The following is a 15,275-nucleotide window of genomic DNA, read 5'->3' as shown; positions in this document are numbered from 1 at the left end:
CCATGGGGTGGATGCTGGCCCAAACGTTCGAGATGAAGGACTTTAGTCCCTTCCACTCACACAATCACACGCAGTGCACGGCGTACGCCTGTGAACGTCACGCTGGTCCGCAGTCCCAGGTGGTCACCGTCCATCTGAAGGGGCAGAGGCGCCTTCGAATGCAAGGTGAAGTCCGTCAGGTCGTGGAGCGTGACCGCGTTCTTTCCGTGCGGACCGCGCTCGGGCGTCGAGGCGAGCAGCTGGGTCCCGTAGCGGGCCACCGCGGGAGTCGAGAGTTTCTTGAGTCCCAGCACGTCAAGGCCGGTGTCGAAGGACGCCTGGGGCGTCGGATACAGCGGCCGGTTGCCCAGGAAGGACCACGGCGACGTGTTGCTGACTATGGAGACGACGAGATCCGTGACCGGATCCTCGCCCGGCCGTTCGAGCGTGATCGTGCCGTGCCGGCGGTCCGCCTCGCCGAGGAACTGGCGCACCACCTGTCGCACGTACAGGGCATGCGTCGAACGCTTGCCGCGCTCCCGCTGTTGCTCCACCCGGCCCACCACGCCCGCGTCGAAGCCGAGGCCCGAGGCGAACGTGAACCAGCGGGACGGCACGCCCTCGTCCTCCGTGCCCGCGGTGCCCGTGGCGAGGCCGAGGCCCACCGTGCGCCGCCGGCCCTCGCGCAGGGCGTCCAGGAGCTGCCCTGTGGCCTCCACGGGGTGGTTCGGCAGGCCGAGGGCGCGCGCGAAGACGTTCGTGGAGCCGCCCGGGACGACGGCGAGGCCGGGCAGCCGGTCGAGGTCGGGGCCGTGGTGCAGCAGGCCGTTCACGACCTCGTTGACCGTGCCGTCGCCGCCGAGGGCGACGACCAGCTCGATGTCCTTGCTCTCCGCGGCCTGCCGGCCGAGGTCGCGCGCGTGGCCCCGGTACTCGGTGGTGACGGCCTCGAGCTTCATCTCGCTCGCCAAGGCGTGGATCAGCACGTCACGCGTGCGCGCGCTGGTGGTGGTTGCCGCCGGATTGACCACGAGAAGTGCACGCATGCAAGGCAGCGTACCCAGCGCCCTTGATCGCGCCCAGACCGAGGTGGGCCTCGGGCGCGGGTCCACACACTTTCCGCGCGGGCTTCGCGCGCGGGGTCCGGGCTTCGGGGCGGCGCCGGCGGGCGGCTACTCTGCAAAGGTGACCTCAGAGCAGAACCCCGCCCCCGAACCTGTCGAAGAAGACGGCCCGCGACCCGGTCGGCTGACCGCCGCCGCGGCCCTGGCCGGGCTCGAAGGGCTCGCGCTCGCCGTGGGCGGTGCCTCCATGCTGGTCGCCGGCCTTGCCGGGCACCCGGACAACCCGGAGCAGGCCGCCACCGGCGGTGTCACGCTCATCGTCCTCGCGCTGCTGCCGCTGTTCGCCGCGCGCGGACTGCTCGCCCGCAAGCGCTGGAGCCGCGGCCCCGCGATCATCACGCAGATCATGGCGCTGCCGGTCGCCTACACGCTGCTGCAGGCCGACAGCATGGCCATCGGGGGCGGCATCGCGCTCGCCGCCGTGGCGATCGCCTCGCTGGTGCTGCTCGTCAATCCCGAGACCACGCGCGCGTTGGGCATCCGTACGCCGGGGTCCTCCCAGTAGCCCGTCACTCTTAGTGCACACGAGAAGGCGCCCGCCGCGGATCCGCGGCGGGCGCCTTCTCGTGTGCGTACGTGGGTCACTCCTCGACGAGGAGCCGGTCCCGGAGCTGGGCCAGCGTGCGGGCCAGCAGGCGGGAGACGTGCATCTGAGAGATGCCGACCTCCTGGGCGATCTGCGACTGCGTCATGTTCCCGAAGAACCGCAGCAGCAAGATGCGCTTCTCGCGCGGCGGCAGGTCCTCCAGGAGCGGCTTGAGGGACTCGCGGTACTCGACGCCCTCCAGCGCCTCGTCCTCGGAGCCCAGCGTGTCCGCGACCGCCGGGGACTCGTCGTCCGTGTCCGGGACGTCCAGGGACAGCGTGGAGTACGCGTTGGCCGACTCCAGGCCCTCCAGGACCTCCTCCTCGGAGATGGCCAGCTTCTCCGCCAGCTCATGGACCGTGGGGGAGCGGCCGTTCAGCTGGGACAGCTCCGCGGTCGCCGTCGTCAGAGCCAGGCGCAGCTCCTGGAGGCGGCGCGGTACGCGCACGGCCCAGCCCTTGTCGCGGAAGTGCCGCTTGATCTCACCGACCACCGTCGGCGTCGCGTACGTGGAGAACTCCACGCCGCGCTCGGGGTCGAAACGGTCGACCGACTTGATCAGGCCGATCGTCGCGACCTGGGTGAGGTCGTCCAGGGGCTCGCCGCGATTGCGGAAGCGGCGCGCCAGATGCTCGACGAGCGGCAGGTGCATGCGGACGAGCTGATTGCGCAGCTCCGCGTACTCGGGGCTGCCGTCCTTCAGGGTGCGCAGCTCGATGAACATCGCCCGCGCGCCGCTGCGGTCCGTCGGATCGTGCCGGCCGTGCCGCTCACCGTGTCGCTCGTGGTCGCTCATCAATCCCGCCCGTCGCGCGTCCGATCCCCCTGAGCCCCCGCGAGGTACGGCCCCCTGGGTCGGCGCTGCCTGCTGTGCCGCGTCGGCCGCCGGATCCGCCGTGTCCGCAGCGTCCTCTGGGTGTGGCAGGGCCTGCTGCTCGGGGATGCCGGTGGTCGGCCGCCGCATCCCGCCCGTGCCGTCGGCCGGGAGATCCCGTGTGCCGCGCTTGTCGTCCCGCACCGGACCGTCCCCGTTCCTCACGTCGGGCCGGGGCCCGCGCCGCGCTTCTTGTAGAGGCTGATGGAGACGGTCTTGTCCTCGGCCACCGTGGAGTCGACCTGGCCCGCGAGGGCCGACAACACCGTCCACGCGAAGGTGTCGCGCTCGGGAGCCCGGCCGTCGGTCGTCGGCGCGGAGACCGTCACCTCCAAGGAGTCGTCGACCAGCCGGAACACGCAGCTGAGCACGGAGCCCGCGACGGCCTGCTGAAGCAGGATCGCGCAGGCTTCGTCGACAGCGATGCGCAGGTCCTCGATCTCGTCGAGGGTGAAGTCCAAACGCGCTGCGAGGCCGGCCGTCGCCGTACGCAGCACCGACAGGTAGGCACCCGCAGCCGGGAGTCGGACTTCCACGAAGTCCTGATTTCCGGGGTCGCCTGCGATCTGGGACACCCTCACCTCCAAGGTGGTACAAGCACTTTCGGGCCCCGGAGGTGTCGTCCCCCGGCTGATGCGCCACTTATATCTGCGGTGACGCTACCGCGCGCCCGACTTTCCTGTCCCGGGGACCCCTGGCCCACTGCTGTCACTCATAGTAAGCCTACGGGTACGGACAGTGGCTAGAGGGCGTGCGGGCCCAATTGGAAAGAGCGGGCGCCGGTTTGACGTACCCAGGCGTCAGTGGATCGAACCCCGGAGGGGCCGGGCATCCGCCGGGTCAGACGAGAAGCGAGTCGACAAAGCACCAACGCCAGCTCTCACCAGGCTCGAAGGTGCGCATCACCGGATGGCCCGTCTCGGCATGGTGGGCCGTCGCGTGCTTGTACGGGGACGAGTCGCAGCACCCGACGTGACCGCAGTCCAGACACAGCCGTAGTTGCACAGGGTGACTGCCGACGGCCAGGCACTCCAGGCAGGTCTCGCTCAGAGGTGCGGGCTCGGGGTGCGGCAGCGCGGCGATGTGCGAGCACTCGTTCATGATGGCCAGGTTACGACGGGCGGCGCCGAGCAGGGCGGTGGAAGGCGGGTCATGGACGTATTGCCTCTGGTGGGTCTGATCGCCGCTAGCGCGGCAGTGGCGGGGGCGGCGCGCAGGACGCCCGTCCCCGCACCGCTCCTCCTGGTCGCCGTCGGCCTGATCGCGTCCTACGTGCCGTGGGTCCCGCAGTACGTCCTCGACCCGCACATCGTGCTGCCGCTGATCCTGCCCCCGCTGCTGCACACCGCCGCCCTGGAGAGCTCTTACCTGGACCTGCGGGCGAACATCAGGCCCGTCGCGCTGCTCTCCGTGGGCTACGTCCTGTTCGCCACGCTCGCGGTGGGCTGGCTGGCGTACGAGCTGATCCCGGACCTGCCGCTGACGGCCGCGCTCGTCCTGGGGGCGGTGATCGCGCCGCCGGACGCGGTGGCGGCCACGGCGATCGCCCGTCGGGTGGGGCTGCCCTCCCGGATCACCACGATCCTCCAGGGCGAGTCCCTGGTGAACGACGCGACCGCGATCACCGCCTACAAGGTGGCGCTCGCCGCAGCGGTGGGAGAGGGCGCGAGCTGGGCGGGCGGGATCCAGGAGTTCCTGGTGGCGGCCGTCGGCGGGGTCGGCGTGGGCCTGCTGCTGATGGTGCCGCTGCACTGGTTGCGCACGCACCTGAAGGAAGCGCTGTTGCAGAACACGCTCTCGCTGCTGATCCCCTTCGTCGCGTACGCGGTCGCGGAACAAGTGGGGGCGTCCGGGGTGCTCGCCGTCGTGACCGTGGCGCTCTACCTGGGGCACCGCTCCTGGCAGGTCGATTTCGAGACACGGCTGCAGGAGACCGCGGTGTGGAAGGTGGTCGCGTTCATCCTGGAGTCGGCGGTCTTCGCGCTCATCGGCCTCCAGCTGCGCTTCGTCCTCGAAGGGCTCGGCGAGTACAGCGTGTGGCAGGCCGTCTGGTACGCGGTCGGGGTGTTCGTCTTCGTGGTCGTGGTCCGCTTCGTGTGGTCGTATCCGGCCACCTATCTGCCGTGGTGCTTGTCGTCCCGCATCCGTGCGCGAGAGAGCGACACGGACTGGAAGCGGCCGCTGGTCGTGAGCTGGGCCGGCATGCGGGGCGTGGTGTCGCTGGCCATCGCGTTCTCCATTCCGCTGGTCACGGAGGACGGGGAACCGTTCCCCTCGCGCAACCTGGTGCTCTTCCTGACCTTTACGACGGTCATCGGCACGCTCGTCGTCCAGGGCCTCACGCTGCCGCCGCTCATCAAGCTCCTCAAGCTCCCGGGCCGGGACACGCAGGCCGAGACGCTCGCCGAGGCCCAGGCGCAGAACGCCGCCTCCGTGGCCGCGGAGGAGCGCGTGGAGGAGCTGATGCGGGACGAGCGCAACTGCCTGCCCACACCGCTCCAGGACCGTCTCCAGACCGTTCTGGAGCGGCGCCGCAACTCGGTGTGGGAGCGGCTCGGGCAGGCCAACCCGGTGACCGGTGAGTCCGCCGACGACACGTATCGCAGGCTCGCGCGGGAGGCGATCGCGGCCGAGCGCGAGGTCTTCGTACGGATGCGGGACGAGCGGCGGATCGACGACGAGATGCTGCGGACGCTGCTCCGCAAGCTCGACCTGGAGGAGGCCGCCGCCTATCGGGAGGTCGACGACTGAGCGTCCTCGAACGGGGCGCCCGTGATCACCGCGGCGAGCGTCGTGCCGCGCGGGAACGCGCCCTCCTGTGCGAGGGCGACGAGAGCGTACAGCGCCTTGGCCACGTAGAGGCGCTCCACGGGCACGCCGTGGCGGGCCTCGAAGTCCTCGGCGAACGCCGCGAGTTCAGCGGGCACGCGCGCGTAGCCGCCGAAATGGAATCGGTCCTCCACGCGCCAGGAGCCCCGCGGGCCGCCGAACGCGGCCTCTTGCAGGGCGCGCACGTCGGCGTCCAGGAACCCGCCCTTGAGGACGGCGACGCCCACGGCGCGCTGCTCGGGGGAGAGCCCGGCGGCGAGGCCCGCGAGGGTGCCGCCCGTGCCGCAGGCCAGCGCGACGACATCCGCGTGGCCGCGCAGCTCCCGGCCGAGGTCCGTACAGCCCTGAACGGCGAGGGAGTTGCTGCCGCCCTCGGGCACCACGTACGCGTCCCCGGCGTCAGCGGCGTCGAGCAGCCCGGCCAGCACGTCCGGATCGGTCTTGCGTCGGTACGTCGACCTGTCGACGAAATGCAGGCGCATCCCGTCGGCCGCGCAGCGCGACAGGGACGGGTTGAGCGGGCGGTCGGCGAGCTCCTGGCCGCGGACGACGCCGATGGTGGGCAGGCCCAGGAGGCGGCCCGCCGCGGCCGTGGCCCGCAGGTGGTTCGAGTACGCCCCTCCGAAGGTGACGATCGCGCGGCCCCGCGCCGCCGCCGCGTTGATGTTCGGCGCGAGCTTGCGCCACTTGTTGCCGATCAGGTCCGGGTGGATCAGGTCGTCCCGCTTGAGCAGCAGCCGCACGCCGTGGCGCCCGAAGCGCTCGTCGTCGACCTCCACGAGAGGAGACGGGAGGCGCGGGCGCAAGCCGGAGGCGGTGGGGCGGGACACCCGGCCATTGTCGGCCACCCGGCCGAGTTCCCGCCTGCTCGACGGTGGGCGGCTACTTGAGCCGGTCCCCGATGCGCTTGCGCATGGACGCCATGGTGAAGCCCTTGGGGTCGACCTTCCCCGGCTGCCACTCCAGGTGGCCGATAACCGAGCGCTCGGTCCAGCCGTGGTGGCGGCAGACCGCCGCGGCGGCCCGCTCGATGGCCTCCAACTGGGCGGCGGGCCAGGGGTCCTCCCCGTCGCCGAGGTTCTCGCACTCGAAGCCGTAGAAGCGGCTGTTGCCGTCGGTGTTCGCCTCGTTGTCGTGCGGCAGGGCCTTCTCCGCGATCACCGCGCGCAGCACGTCGTCGTCGCCCAGGCCCGCGTGGTTCGCCCGGCCGTAGCCGACCAGGTGGACGTGGCCGTCCTTCGTGATGACCCCGTGGCACAGCGGGCCCGGCAGGTTCGCGTGGCCGTCGCGGCAGACGCGCACCGTGCTGGCGCTCCCGGAAGTGGCGGTGTGATGGATCATCACCCCGTTCAACGGGCCCCAGTCGCCGATGTGATTGCGGTTGTGATGCCGCCAGTCGCCGACTTCGACCACCGTCAGGCCCTCGTCCTTGAGGGCCTTGATGAAGCTGTTTGCGGACATGGGTGGGGCCACGGCCGCCTCCTTCGCGGGAGCGACGGCCGCCGACTGCGCACCGTCTCGTACGGTTCGCTTTTACCCGGAACCGCCGTTCAGCGACCTACTGTTCGCATAACGTGCACAAGGTTCGCGGCGTCGGCGGCCAGGTCGCTCAGGCGCGCAGGGCGCCGTCCCCGTTCGCCGCGATGTGCGACTCGAGGGCCTGCAGCGCCTGCTGGGTCGCCTCCGGGCTGCCGGTGCCCTTGCGCTCCGCGTAGTACGCCGCGCCCAGTCGCTTCAGCAGGTCGCCGCCGGCACGCTGCGCCTGCACCTCGTCCAGCTTCTGCTTGCCCTGCGTCAGGCCGCGCTGCGCCTGCTCCTTGGCCCGGTCCATGAAGCCCGCCATGGTGATCAACCTTCCCGTCTTCGCCGTTCTCGTCTTTACCGTTTCCTGACCAACGCGCGCCGGGATCTTCGAGTTCCGGCCGGTGGCGGAACTCGGTCCGGGAGCGTGCGGAAGTGCCCACCCAATGCCCCGCCCGTCCGTCATCCATTCCCGCCCGTTTGTGTAATGGTGCGAGCGCGCTCCGTGCTGAAGGCTTGTCCATGCAGGTCAGTTCATGATCGGGAGGGCATTGCACATGTCGGTAGGCGAAGAGGTCCGCGAGCAGACCCCCGGACCGCAGAAGAGTCTGGGCACGTCCGCGGCGCGGAACCTGGCCACGACCACCAAGTCCGCACCGCAGATGCAGGAGATCAGCTCCCGCTGGCTGCTGCGGACGCTGCCCTGGGTGGATGTGAAGGGCGGTACGTACCGGGTCAACCGACGGTTGAGCTACTCGGTCGGGGACGGCCGCGTCACATTCGTGAAGACGGGGGACGACGTCCGGGTCATCCCCGCCGAGCTGGGGGAACTGCCCGCGCTGCGGGGGTACGAGGACGAGGACGTCCTTGCCGAGCTCGCCCAGCGCTGCACCCAGCGGGAGTTCGCGGCCGGCGAACTGCTCGCCTCCTTCGGTAGCCGGGCCGACGAGGTTTACCTGCTGGCGCACGGGCGCGTGGAGAAGGTCGGCACCGGCCCTTACGGGGACGACGCGGTGCTCGGAGTGCTCGCCGACGGCGCGTACTTCGGCGACCAGGCACTCCTCGACCCGGAGAGCATCTGGGAGTACACGGCGCGGGCGGCCACCGCGTGCACCGTGCTCACGCTGTCGCGGGGCGACTTCGAGCAGGTCGCCGAGCGCGCCGAATCGCTGCGTGGCCACCTCCAGCAACTGCGCTCGCTCCCCGAGCAGCGGTCCAACCATTACGGCGAGAAGGCGATCGACCTCGCGGCCGGCCACGTCGGGGAAGCCGTCCTGCCCGGCACCTTCGTCGACTACGAGCCCGCGCCGCGCGAGTACGAGTTGAGCGTCGCCCAGACCGTGCTGCGCATCCACTCGCGCGTGGCCGATCTCTACAACCAGCCCATGAACCAGACGGAACACCAGCTCCGGCTCACCGTCGAGGCGCTGAAGGAGCGCCAGGAGGACGAGCTCGTCAACAACCGGGAGTTCGGCCTGCTCAACAACTGCGAGTACGACCAGCGCCTGCAGCCGCACGACGGAGTGCCGAGCCCCGACGACATGGACGAACTGCTCAGCAGGCGGCGCGGCTCCAAGCTGTTCCTCGCGCACCCGAAGGCGATCGCCGCGTTCGGCCGCGAACTCAACAAGCGGGGCCTGGCCCCCGAGAGCATCGACGTCGGCGGGACCCGCATCCCGACCTGGCGCGGTGTGCCGATCTATCCGTGCAACAAGATCCCGGTGTCGGACACGCGAACCACATCCATCATCTGCATGCGTACGGGAGAGGAGGACCAGGGCGTCATCGGACTGCGCCAGTCCGGCATCCCGGACGAGATCGAGCCGAGCCTGTCCGTGCGGTTCATGGGCATCAGCGAGCAGGCGATCATCTCGTACCTGGTGACGACGTACTACTCGGCGGCGGTCCTGGTGCCCGATGCGCTCGGAGTGCTGGAGAACGTCGAGGTCGGCAGGTGGCGGTGACGAGCCGCGCCCCGTCCGCCGGGTTCCCGCCCGACCGGGCGGGTACACCGAGGGGGTACGCGCCCACCCGCAGCGGAACCGCCACCGTCCGCACCCTTTCGGGGGTGAGCCCATGACACAGCCGGCCGTGGATGAGCAGAGGCGCGTGGCAGCAGAGGCGGCCGGTGCGGCCGCGGCGGAGGGGCACGAGGCGCAGGAGGCGTCGGCGATCCTGGCGCAGGCCAGGGCCGCGGTCGACCCCGAACTGCGGCGGGCGGTCGAGGCCCTGCCGGGATCGATGCGCCGCGTCGCCCGCTACCACTTCGGCTGGGAGCACGCCGACGGCACGCCCGCGACGGGGAACGCGGGGAAGGCCGTGCGGCCCGCCCTCGTGCTCGCCGCGGCGCGGGCCCTCGGCGGGCGGCCCGAGCGGGCGGTGCGGGCGGCGGCCGCCGTGGAGCTGACCCACAACTTCACGCTGCTGCACGACGACGTGATGGACCGGGACGCCACCCGCAGACACCGGCCCACCGCGTGGGCGGTGTTCGGGGACGCCGACGCGATCCTCACGGGCGACGCGATACAGGCCCAGGCGCAGCGCCTGCTCGCCGAGGAGGGGCATCCGGTGGCCTCGGCCGCGGCCGCCCGGCTCGCGGCCTGTGTGGTGGAGCTGTGCGAGGGCCAGGCCGTCGACGTCGCCCTGGAGGGACGGGACCCGGCGGACGTGTCCCTGCCGGAGACGCTGGCCATGGCGGAGGCCAAGACCGGGGCGCTGCTCGGCTGCGCGTGCGCGGTGGGCGGGCTGTACGCGGGGGCGGGCGAGGAGGAGGTCGAGGCGCTCGACGCGTTCGGGCGCTGCGCCGGCCTCGCGTTCCAGCTGATCGACGACGTGATCGGGATCTGGGGCGACCCGGTCCGCACCGGCAAGCCGGCCTGCGCGGACCTGGCCGTGCGCAAGAAGTCCCTGCCCGTGGTCGCCGCGCTCGCCTCCGGCGGGGCGGCGGCGGACGAACTGGCGGCGCTGTACGGGCCGCCGGGGCCGACGAAGGAGGGAGTGGCGGAGCTGGAGGCGATCGCGCTGGCCGTGGAGCGGGCCGGTGGCCGGGACTGGGCGCAGGCGCAGGCCGCGGACCACATGTCCCGCGCGGTGGACCGCTTGTCGCGGGCGGTCCCGGTTCCGGAGGCGGCGGACGGTCTGCTGTCCCTGGCGGAGTTCGTCACGCGCCGCGGGTACTGACGCCTGCCGACCGGGCCGCCGTCGTGTGCCGACGGCGGCCCGGCCGGCGGCCCCGCGGCCCGGCAGTGGCACCGGTGGCCTCCCGGCCGGTGGGGGGACTTGATCGTCTAGAGTGCCAACGGGCGTACAGGGCACGCGGGTTGAGTGAGGGGCGATGTTGGTGGGTGTGGGGATTCGGCGGGCCGGGGCAGCGGACCGGGAGCTCGTGGTGCGGCTGCTCGACGAGGCGTTCATGGACGACCCGGTCAGCGGCTGGGTGTTCCCCGGTGAACAGCGGCGCAGGGAGCGGCACTCCGGGCTCATGGCGGCGTTCACGGACGCGACGTTCGCGGACGGCTTCGTGGATCTCACCGAGGACGGCTCGGCCGTCGCCCTGTGGGTCGACATGCCGGCCGACCCGGAGGACGAGGGCGAGGAGGACGTGCCCGCGCAGGTACGGGCGGCCGTCGACCCCGACAACGTACGGGTGGAGCAGATAGCCCGGTGGACGGCGCAGGCGCATCCCGTGGGCCGGGCGCACGCCTACCTGTGGATGATCGGCGTCACGCCCGAGCGGCAGGGCCGGGGCCTGGGGACCGCGCTGATGGCGCCGGTGCTCGAGCGCTGCGACCGCGAGGGGCTGCCCGCCTACCTGGAGGCCAGCAACCCGCGCAGCCGGGAGCTGTACGAGCGCCTCGGGTTCGTGTTCACCGGGACGGCGATCGACCTGCCGGACGGGCCGACGATCTGGCCCATGTGGCGGGAGCCCGACGCCGGTTGACGCCGCCGTGAGCCGGGCGGCGGCCGGTCAGGCGTCGGGGAAGCTCGCGAAGTACGTCGCGGCCATGTCCTCGTCGCCGTGCCCCTGCTCGGACGCGCGCTGGAAGCGGTCGCGGGCGGCCGCCACCGCGTCCACGCGGATGCCCGCGCGCTCGGCCGCGGCGAGCACCAGGCCCGCGTCCTTCGCCGCGTTGTCCACGGAGAAGCTCGGGGTGTAGTCGCCGCCGCGGATGGCCGCGGACTTGTTCTGGAAGTACGCGTTGTCCAGCGGCCCGCCGGTGATGGCTTCCACCAGGTCGTTCGCGTCCACGCCGAGCCCGCGGGCCAGCGCGAGGGCCTCGCCGACGCCTGTGGTCAGTGCGATCACCCAGGAGTTGAGGGCGAGCTTGAGGCGGCTGGCCGGACCCGGCTTGCCGTCGCCGACCCACAGCGTGCGGGAGCCGACGGCGTCGAAGAGCGGCTGAACGGTCTCGCGCGTGGCCTCGGGGCCGGCCGCGAGCACGGTCAACGCGCCCTGTTCGGCGGGCTGCCGGGTGCCCAGAACGGGCGCGTCGACGAAGAGGAGTCCGGCGCGGGCCGCGTACTCGGCCAGCTCGTCGACGCCCTCGCCCACGGTTCCGGACTGCACCCACACGGTGCCCGGCTTCGGCGTGGCCTCCCGGACGACGTCCAGGGTGCGCGGCCCGTCGGGCAGGACGGTCAGGACGACATCGGCGTCACGGACCGCGTCGGACGCGCTGTCCGTGACCGTCACGCCGTCGGCGGCCAGCGGCTCGGCCTTCGTACGCGTCCGGTTCCAGGCGCGCACGGTGAACCCGGCGCGGGCCAGATTGCGGGCCATCGGCGCTCCCATCGTGCCGGTGCCGAGCACGGCGACGACGGGGCGGGCGGCGGACGGGGCGGTGCTGCTCATGAGCGAACTCCCTGGGTGCGGTGTGTGCGGGTGTGTCCTCCGGGGGTCTCCACCTCAGACGCTAGCCCGTACCGAGGTCTCCATCGCGGCGACGAACGCCTCCCGCGTCGCCTCGTCCACCAGGTCGAGCGAGAGATACGGGTTGAGGTCCTCCAGCTCCACGAGGAGCAGCCCGCCGTCCGGGGCGCGGCAGGCGTCGACGCGCTGGATGCCGTGCGGGAGCGTGTTCCACTCGACGAAGGAGCGGGCGAACTCCCGGTCGGCGGCGGTCGGTTCGTACGGGCGCAGCTCCCAGCGGCGCGCCGGATCGGGCGCGTACAGGGCGTACAGCAGCTGGTCGTCGACGAAGTAGAACGACACCTCGTAGGCGAAGTCGATGCGCGGCTGCACCAGCAGGCCGTCCCCGAAGGAGAGTTCGGTCAGCTCGGCGGGGGGTACGGCGCGCAGGCCCACCGAGTCCGCGCCCAGCTTCGGCTTCGCGATGTACGTGTCGGCCTTCGGCAGCCGGTCCAGGTCCGCCGCCCGGTCGACCGTCGGGATGACCGGATACCCGCCCGCGGTCAGGTCCACGAGGTACTGCTTGCCGGCCATGTCGCCGCGCCCGGTCAGCGGGTTGTAGACGTTCGTGCCGCGTTCCAGGGCCCGCGTGCGGAACTCGTCGTACGCCTCCTGGTAGCCGAGCACCGGGCCGCTGTTGCGGACCACGACGGCGTCGAAGCCGTCCATGAGCGCGGTCGCGTCCAGCGGGTGGCACAGGGCGAGGTCGAACGCGGAGCGCAACCGGGAGGTGAGGTGGATGTCCTCGTCGCAGTAGCGGCGCCCCCGGGCGGGATACGCGAGATCGGTGACGTAGAGGACGCGGGGGCGGCGCGGGGACAAAACGGGACTCCTGATGGTGCCAAAAGGGTGATGCCGAAGAGGGATGCGCGAGGGGTGATGCCGAAGGGGCCCGGTCGGGCGGCAGTGCCGCCCGACCGGGCCCCTTCAGAGGTTCACGGACCCGCGGGGGTGCACCGCCCGCCGGTCGCCGGTGTGAACAGGACCTGGATCAGGCCTTCTTGGTCTCCCAGAAGATCTTGTCGATCTGGGCGATGTAGTCCAGAGCCTTCTGGCCCGTGGCCGGGTCCGACGAGCCCTTGGCGGCCGAGAGGGCCTTCAGGGTGTCGTTGACCAGCTGGTGCAGCTCCGGGTACTTCTCGAAGTGCGGCGGCTTGAAGTAGTCGCTCCACAGCACCGAGACGTGGTGCTTCGCGAGCTCGGCGCGCTGCTCCTTGATGCCGATGGCACGCGTCTGGAACTGCGGGTCGTCGTTGCCGGCCATCTTCTCCTGGACGGCCTTGACCGACTCGGCCTCGATGCGGGCCTGGGCGGGGTCGTACACGCCGCAGGGGAGGTCGCAGTGAGCGCTGGCCTTCACCTTGGGGGCGAACAGGCGGGAAAGCATGTAGCTGTTCCTTCCTCGTGATCGTCTTCTCGGGTGCGACATTACTCCGTGGGGAACGGCTTTTCTCGGGTGCCCCCGGGGGCTTAGGACAAAAGTCCGGGGTGAGACCCAGACCCGTGCGTCTGGTGGAGGATGGGACGGTAAGGGCAGCGGTCCGGCGGGAGTGGCTGCGCAGGCAGCGGTGGGAACCGGGGAGGTTTTCTGATGCCCGAGGCGATCGAGGAGATGCGCGAGGCGAAGGTGCCGTTTCAGATCATTGAGGTGGAGGGGCCCTCCATGGTCCCGACGCTGTACCCCGGTGACTGGATGCTGGTGCAGCACGGGGCGCGGGTGCGGGCGGGCGATGTGATCGTCCTGCGCCACCCCTTCCAGCAGGATCTGCTGGTGGTGAAGCGGATCGCCGAGCGGCGCGAGGGCGGTTGGTGGGTGCGCGGCGACAACCCGGGCGCCGGGGGCGACAGCACGGTGTACGGGGTCGTGCCGGACGAGCTGGTGCTCGCGAAGGTGCGCGGCCGGCTGCGGCGCCGCAGGCCGTGGGCCGAGGGCGAGGGTCAGCGCTCGGTGACGGCGGTGCTGTCCTGGGTCTTCTCGGCCGTACGTCCGGTGCTCTCGGACCGGTCGGCCTCCAAGCGCTTGCGGGCCCGGTAGGCGGCGACGTTCGCGCGGGTCGCGCAGCGGTCCGAGCAGTAGCGCCGGGAGCGGTTGGTGGACGTGTCCAGGAAGGCGTTGCGGCAGGGCGTCGCCTCGCACAGGCCGAGGCGGTCGACGCCGTACTCGGTGAGGTGGAAGGCGAGACCCATCGCGGCGATGGCGGCGTAACCGGCCGTCGCGTTCGACGGGTGGTCGGACAGATGCAGGTGCCACAGCGGACGGCCGTCGTCGTCGCGGTGGTTGTGTCCGGAGATCTGCGGGCTCACCGGGAACTCCAGGAGCAACGAGTTCAGCAGGTTCACCGCGAGTTCCTCGTCGCCCCCGGCGGCCGCCTCGAACACCGCGCGCAGCCGTCCTCGTACGCCCCTGAAGCGGGTCAGATCGGCGTCCGTGGCGCGGCGGGCCGCGTCCTTGCTGGCGCCGAAGAGCTCGCGCACCGCCTCCACCGACGTCAGGGAGTCCTTGCCGCGCATCGGCTCCTCGGTGTTGACGAGGCGCACGGCATAGTCCGAGTAATAGGCCAGTTCCACTTGTAGTCCTTACCGGTGCGCTCTATCGTCGTGTTGAGCGAGGGTAATACTCGCTCGCGACTTAAGGGTATTACGGGAGGGTTCATGTCCGAGACCGCCGCCACCACTCGTACCACCGACTGGCGAGCCTGGCAGGAGAGCTGGGACCGCCAGCAGGAGTGGTACATGCCGGACCGCGAGGAGCGGTTCCGGGTGATGCTCGACATGGTCGAGGCGTTCGTCGGCCCCGCGCCGCGCGTGCTTGACCTCGCCTGCGGCACCGGCAGCATCACCGACCGGCTGCTCACGCGGTTCCCCGACGCCACCAGCGTGGGCGTCGACCTCGATCCGGCGCTGCTCGCCATCGCGCGGGGCACGTTCGAGGGGGACGGGCGGGTCGAGTTCGTCACCGCCGACCTCAAGGATCCGCGCTGGACGAAGGCGCTGCCGCACGATGCGTACGATGCCGTGCTCACCGCCACCGCGCTGCACTGGCTGCACTCCGAACCCCTCGCGACGCTCTACGGTCAGGTCGCCGGGCTCGTCCGCGACGGCGGCGTCTTCATGAACGCGGACCACATGATCGACCAGACGACGCCGCGGATCAACGCCGCGGAGCGGGCGCTGCGGCATGCGCGGATGGCTGCCGCCAAGGGGGACGGCGCGGTGGACTGGGCGGATTGGTGGGCCCTCGCCGCGGAGGATCCGGTGCTGGCGGGGCCGACGGCCGAGCGGTTCGAGATCTATGGGGAGCACGCGGACGGGGATACGCCGTCGGCGGCGTGGCATGCGGCTGCGCTTCGCGCGGGCGGGTTCGGGGAGGCGCGGGCCGTGTGGTGTTCGCCCTCCGACGCGATGGTGTTGGGCGTGAAGTAGCCCCTGCGGCGACGGCGTTGCGGTCGCGGG

General features: G+C 71.6%; 18 protein-coding genes. 7 read left to right on the top strand and 11 right to left on the bottom strand.

The features are described 5' to 3' along the window. Positions 1-56: 56 nt before the first annotated feature. Positions 57-1,025 carry a diacylglycerol/lipid kinase family protein gene (locus ACP4E5_RS17490; RefSeq protein ID WP_425829721.1) on the bottom strand — a complete coding sequence of 323 codons (969 nt, stop codon included), beginning with the start codon at positions 1,023-1,025 and terminating at the stop codon, positions 57-59. A 139-nt stretch (positions 1,026-1,164) separates the two neighbouring features. Here ACP4E5_RS17490 and ACP4E5_RS17485 point away from each other — a divergent pair, with 139 nt between their 5' ends. Then, positions 1,165-1,608 carry a hypothetical protein gene (locus ACP4E5_RS17485; protein WP_425829719.1) on the top strand — a complete coding sequence of 148 codons (444 nt, stop codon included), beginning with the start codon at positions 1,165-1,167 and terminating at the stop codon, positions 1,606-1,608. A gap of 76 nt (positions 1,609-1,684) precedes the next feature. On the opposite strand, the gene ACP4E5_RS17480 is transcribed toward ACP4E5_RS17485, so the two are convergent. The 3 genes from ACP4E5_RS17480 to ACP4E5_RS17470 form a co-directional block, all read right to left on the bottom strand. After that, entirely contained in the window at positions 1,685-2,728 is a 1,044-nt protein-coding gene (locus tag ACP4E5_RS17480) for an RNA polymerase sigma factor SigF (RefSeq protein ID WP_425829717.1), read from the bottom strand. After that, positions 2,725-3,138: an ATP-binding protein gene (locus tag ACP4E5_RS17475; RefSeq protein ID WP_266713954.1), complete on the bottom strand. Its 414-nt coding sequence runs from the start codon at positions 3,136-3,138 to the stop codon at positions 2,725-2,727. The genes ACP4E5_RS17480 and ACP4E5_RS17475 overlap by 4 nt, the downstream gene beginning before the upstream one ends. Before the next feature lie 265 nt (positions 3,139-3,403). Next, a complete protein-coding gene (locus ACP4E5_RS17470; protein WP_425829715.1) occupies positions 3,404-3,664 on the bottom strand; it encodes a UBP-type zinc finger domain-containing protein in 261 nt (86 codons plus the stop codon). Between the two features lie 51 nt (positions 3,665-3,715). On the opposite strand from ACP4E5_RS17470, the gene ACP4E5_RS17465 reads away from it, so the two are divergent. Further along, complete coding sequence (locus ACP4E5_RS17465; RefSeq protein WP_425829713.1) at positions 3,716-5,314, top strand: Na+/H+ antiporter; 1,599 nt, start codon at positions 3,716-3,718, stop codon at positions 5,312-5,314. Here ACP4E5_RS17465 and ACP4E5_RS17460 read toward each other — a convergent pair. From ACP4E5_RS17460 to ACP4E5_RS17450, 3 genes are all read right to left on the bottom strand, one after another. Continuing rightward, positions 5,293-6,222 (bottom strand): 1-aminocyclopropane-1-carboxylate deaminase/D-cysteine desulfhydrase, encoded by a 930-nt coding sequence (locus tag ACP4E5_RS17460; RefSeq protein ID WP_425829711.1) that lies wholly within the window; start codon positions 6,220-6,222, stop codon positions 5,293-5,295. The two genes, ACP4E5_RS17465 and ACP4E5_RS17460, sit on opposite strands and share 22 nt — an antisense overlap. A 52-nt stretch (positions 6,223-6,274) precedes the next feature. Further along, entirely contained in the window at positions 6,275-6,865 is a 591-nt protein-coding gene (locus tag ACP4E5_RS17455) for an N-acetylmuramoyl-L-alanine amidase (RefSeq protein ID WP_425829709.1), read from the bottom strand. A 136-nt stretch (positions 6,866-7,001) separates the two neighbouring features. Beyond that, positions 7,002-7,235 (bottom strand): hypothetical protein, encoded by a 234-nt coding sequence (locus tag ACP4E5_RS17450; RefSeq protein ID WP_425829707.1) that lies wholly within the window; start codon positions 7,233-7,235, stop codon positions 7,002-7,004. 235 nt (positions 7,236-7,470) lie between these two features. Between ACP4E5_RS17450 and ACP4E5_RS17445 the strand changes: the two genes are divergently transcribed. From ACP4E5_RS17445 to ACP4E5_RS17435, 3 genes are all read left to right on the top strand, one after another. Then, complete coding sequence (locus tag ACP4E5_RS17445; RefSeq protein WP_425829705.1) at positions 7,471-8,877, top strand: family 2B encapsulin nanocompartment shell protein; 1,407 nt, start codon at positions 7,471-7,473, stop codon at positions 8,875-8,877. 112 nt (positions 8,878-8,989) lie between these two features. Then, positions 8,990-10,093, top strand: coding sequence for a family 2 encapsulin nanocompartment cargo protein polyprenyl transferase (locus ACP4E5_RS17440; protein ID WP_425829703.1), 1,104 nt, complete (start codon positions 8,990-8,992; stop codon positions 10,091-10,093). Between the two features lie 160 nt (positions 10,094-10,253). Next, a complete protein-coding gene (locus tag ACP4E5_RS17435) occupies positions 10,254-10,853 on the top strand; it encodes a GNAT family N-acetyltransferase (RefSeq protein ID WP_425829701.1) in 600 nt (199 codons plus the stop codon). 27 nt (positions 10,854-10,880) lie between these two features. Here the strand turns inward: ACP4E5_RS17435 and ACP4E5_RS17430 are convergent, their stop codons facing one another. The 3 genes from ACP4E5_RS17430 to sodN all read right to left on the bottom strand — a co-directional run bounded on the left by ACP4E5_RS17430 (position 10,881) and on the right by sodN (position 13,209). Beyond that, the gene (locus ACP4E5_RS17430; protein ID WP_425829699.1) at positions 10,881-11,765 is read right to left on the bottom strand and encodes an NAD(P)-dependent oxidoreductase; all 885 of its coding nucleotides are present in this window, start codon (positions 11,763-11,765) and stop codon (positions 10,881-10,883) included. A gap of 54 nt (positions 11,766-11,819) precedes the next feature. Beyond that, entirely contained in the window at positions 11,820-12,644 is an 825-nt protein-coding gene (locus tag ACP4E5_RS17425) for an ATP-grasp domain-containing protein (RefSeq protein WP_425829697.1), read from the bottom strand. Positions 12,645-12,813: 169 nt separating this feature from the next. Then, the gene (gene sodN, locus ACP4E5_RS17420; protein WP_306323441.1) at positions 12,814-13,209 is read right to left on the bottom strand and encodes a superoxide dismutase, Ni; all 396 of its coding nucleotides are present in this window, start codon (positions 13,207-13,209) and stop codon (positions 12,814-12,816) included. A gap of 204 nt (positions 13,210-13,413) precedes the next feature. Here sodN and sodX point away from each other — a divergent pair, with 204 nt between their 5' ends. Beyond that, entirely contained in the window at positions 13,414-13,857 is a 444-nt protein-coding gene (gene sodX, locus ACP4E5_RS17415; protein WP_425829695.1) for a nickel-type superoxide dismutase maturation protease, read from the top strand. Here the strand turns inward: sodX and ACP4E5_RS17410 are convergent. Further along, the gene (locus tag ACP4E5_RS17410; protein WP_425829693.1) at positions 13,761-14,390 is read right to left on the bottom strand and encodes a CGNR zinc finger domain-containing protein; all 630 of its coding nucleotides are present in this window, start codon (positions 14,388-14,390) and stop codon (positions 13,761-13,763) included. The two genes, sodX and ACP4E5_RS17410, sit on opposite strands and share 97 nt — an antisense overlap. 84 nt (positions 14,391-14,474) lie before the next feature. On the opposite strand from ACP4E5_RS17410, the gene ACP4E5_RS17405 reads away from it, so the two are divergent. Next, positions 14,475-15,245: a class I SAM-dependent methyltransferase gene (locus tag ACP4E5_RS17405; protein WP_425829691.1), complete on the top strand. Its 771-nt coding sequence runs from the start codon at positions 14,475-14,477 to the stop codon at positions 15,243-15,245. The last annotated feature ends 30 nt before the right edge of the window (positions 15,246-15,275 follow it).

The organism is Streptomyces fractus (assembly GCF_049844455.1).
Lineage (GTDB): Bacteria > Actinomycetota > Actinomycetes > Streptomycetales > Streptomycetaceae > Streptomyces > Streptomyces fractus.
The sequence above is the reverse complement of the archived record's forward strand: the minus strand, read 5'-3'. Positions and strand labels throughout refer to the sequence as shown.

Coding starts and splice junctions, on each gene's coding strand:
- ACP4E5_RS17465 (WP_425829713.1), top strand. CDS start 3,716: ATGGACGTATTGCCTCTGGTGGGTCTGATCGCCGCTAGCGCGGCAGTG.
- sodN (WP_306323441.1), bottom strand. CDS start 13,209: ATGCTTTCCCGCCTGTTCGCCCCCAAGGTGAAGGCCAGCGCTCACTGC.
- ACP4E5_RS17430 (WP_425829699.1), bottom strand. CDS start 11,765: ATGAGCAGCACCGCCCCGTCCGCCGCCCGCCCCGTCGTCGCCGTGCTC.
- ACP4E5_RS17470 (WP_425829715.1), bottom strand. CDS start 3,664: ATGAACGAGTGCTCGCACATCGCCGCGCTGCCGCACCCCGAGCCCGCA.
- ACP4E5_RS17450 (WP_425829707.1), bottom strand. CDS start 7,235: ATGGCGGGCTTCATGGACCGGGCCAAGGAGCAGGCGCAGCGCGGCCTG.
- ACP4E5_RS17490 (WP_425829721.1), bottom strand. CDS start 1,025: ATGCGTGCACTTCTCGTGGTCAATCCGGCGGCAACCACCACCAGCGCG.
- ACP4E5_RS17405 (WP_425829691.1), top strand. CDS start 14,475: ATGTCCGAGACCGCCGCCACCACTCGTACCACCGACTGGCGAGCCTGG.
- ACP4E5_RS17440 (WP_425829703.1), top strand. CDS start 8,990: ATGACACAGCCGGCCGTGGATGAGCAGAGGCGCGTGGCAGCAGAGGCG.
- ACP4E5_RS17445 (WP_425829705.1), top strand. CDS start 7,471: ATGTCGGTAGGCGAAGAGGTCCGCGAGCAGACCCCCGGACCGCAGAAG.
- sodX (WP_425829695.1), top strand. CDS start 13,414: ATGCCCGAGGCGATCGAGGAGATGCGCGAGGCGAAGGTGCCGTTTCAG.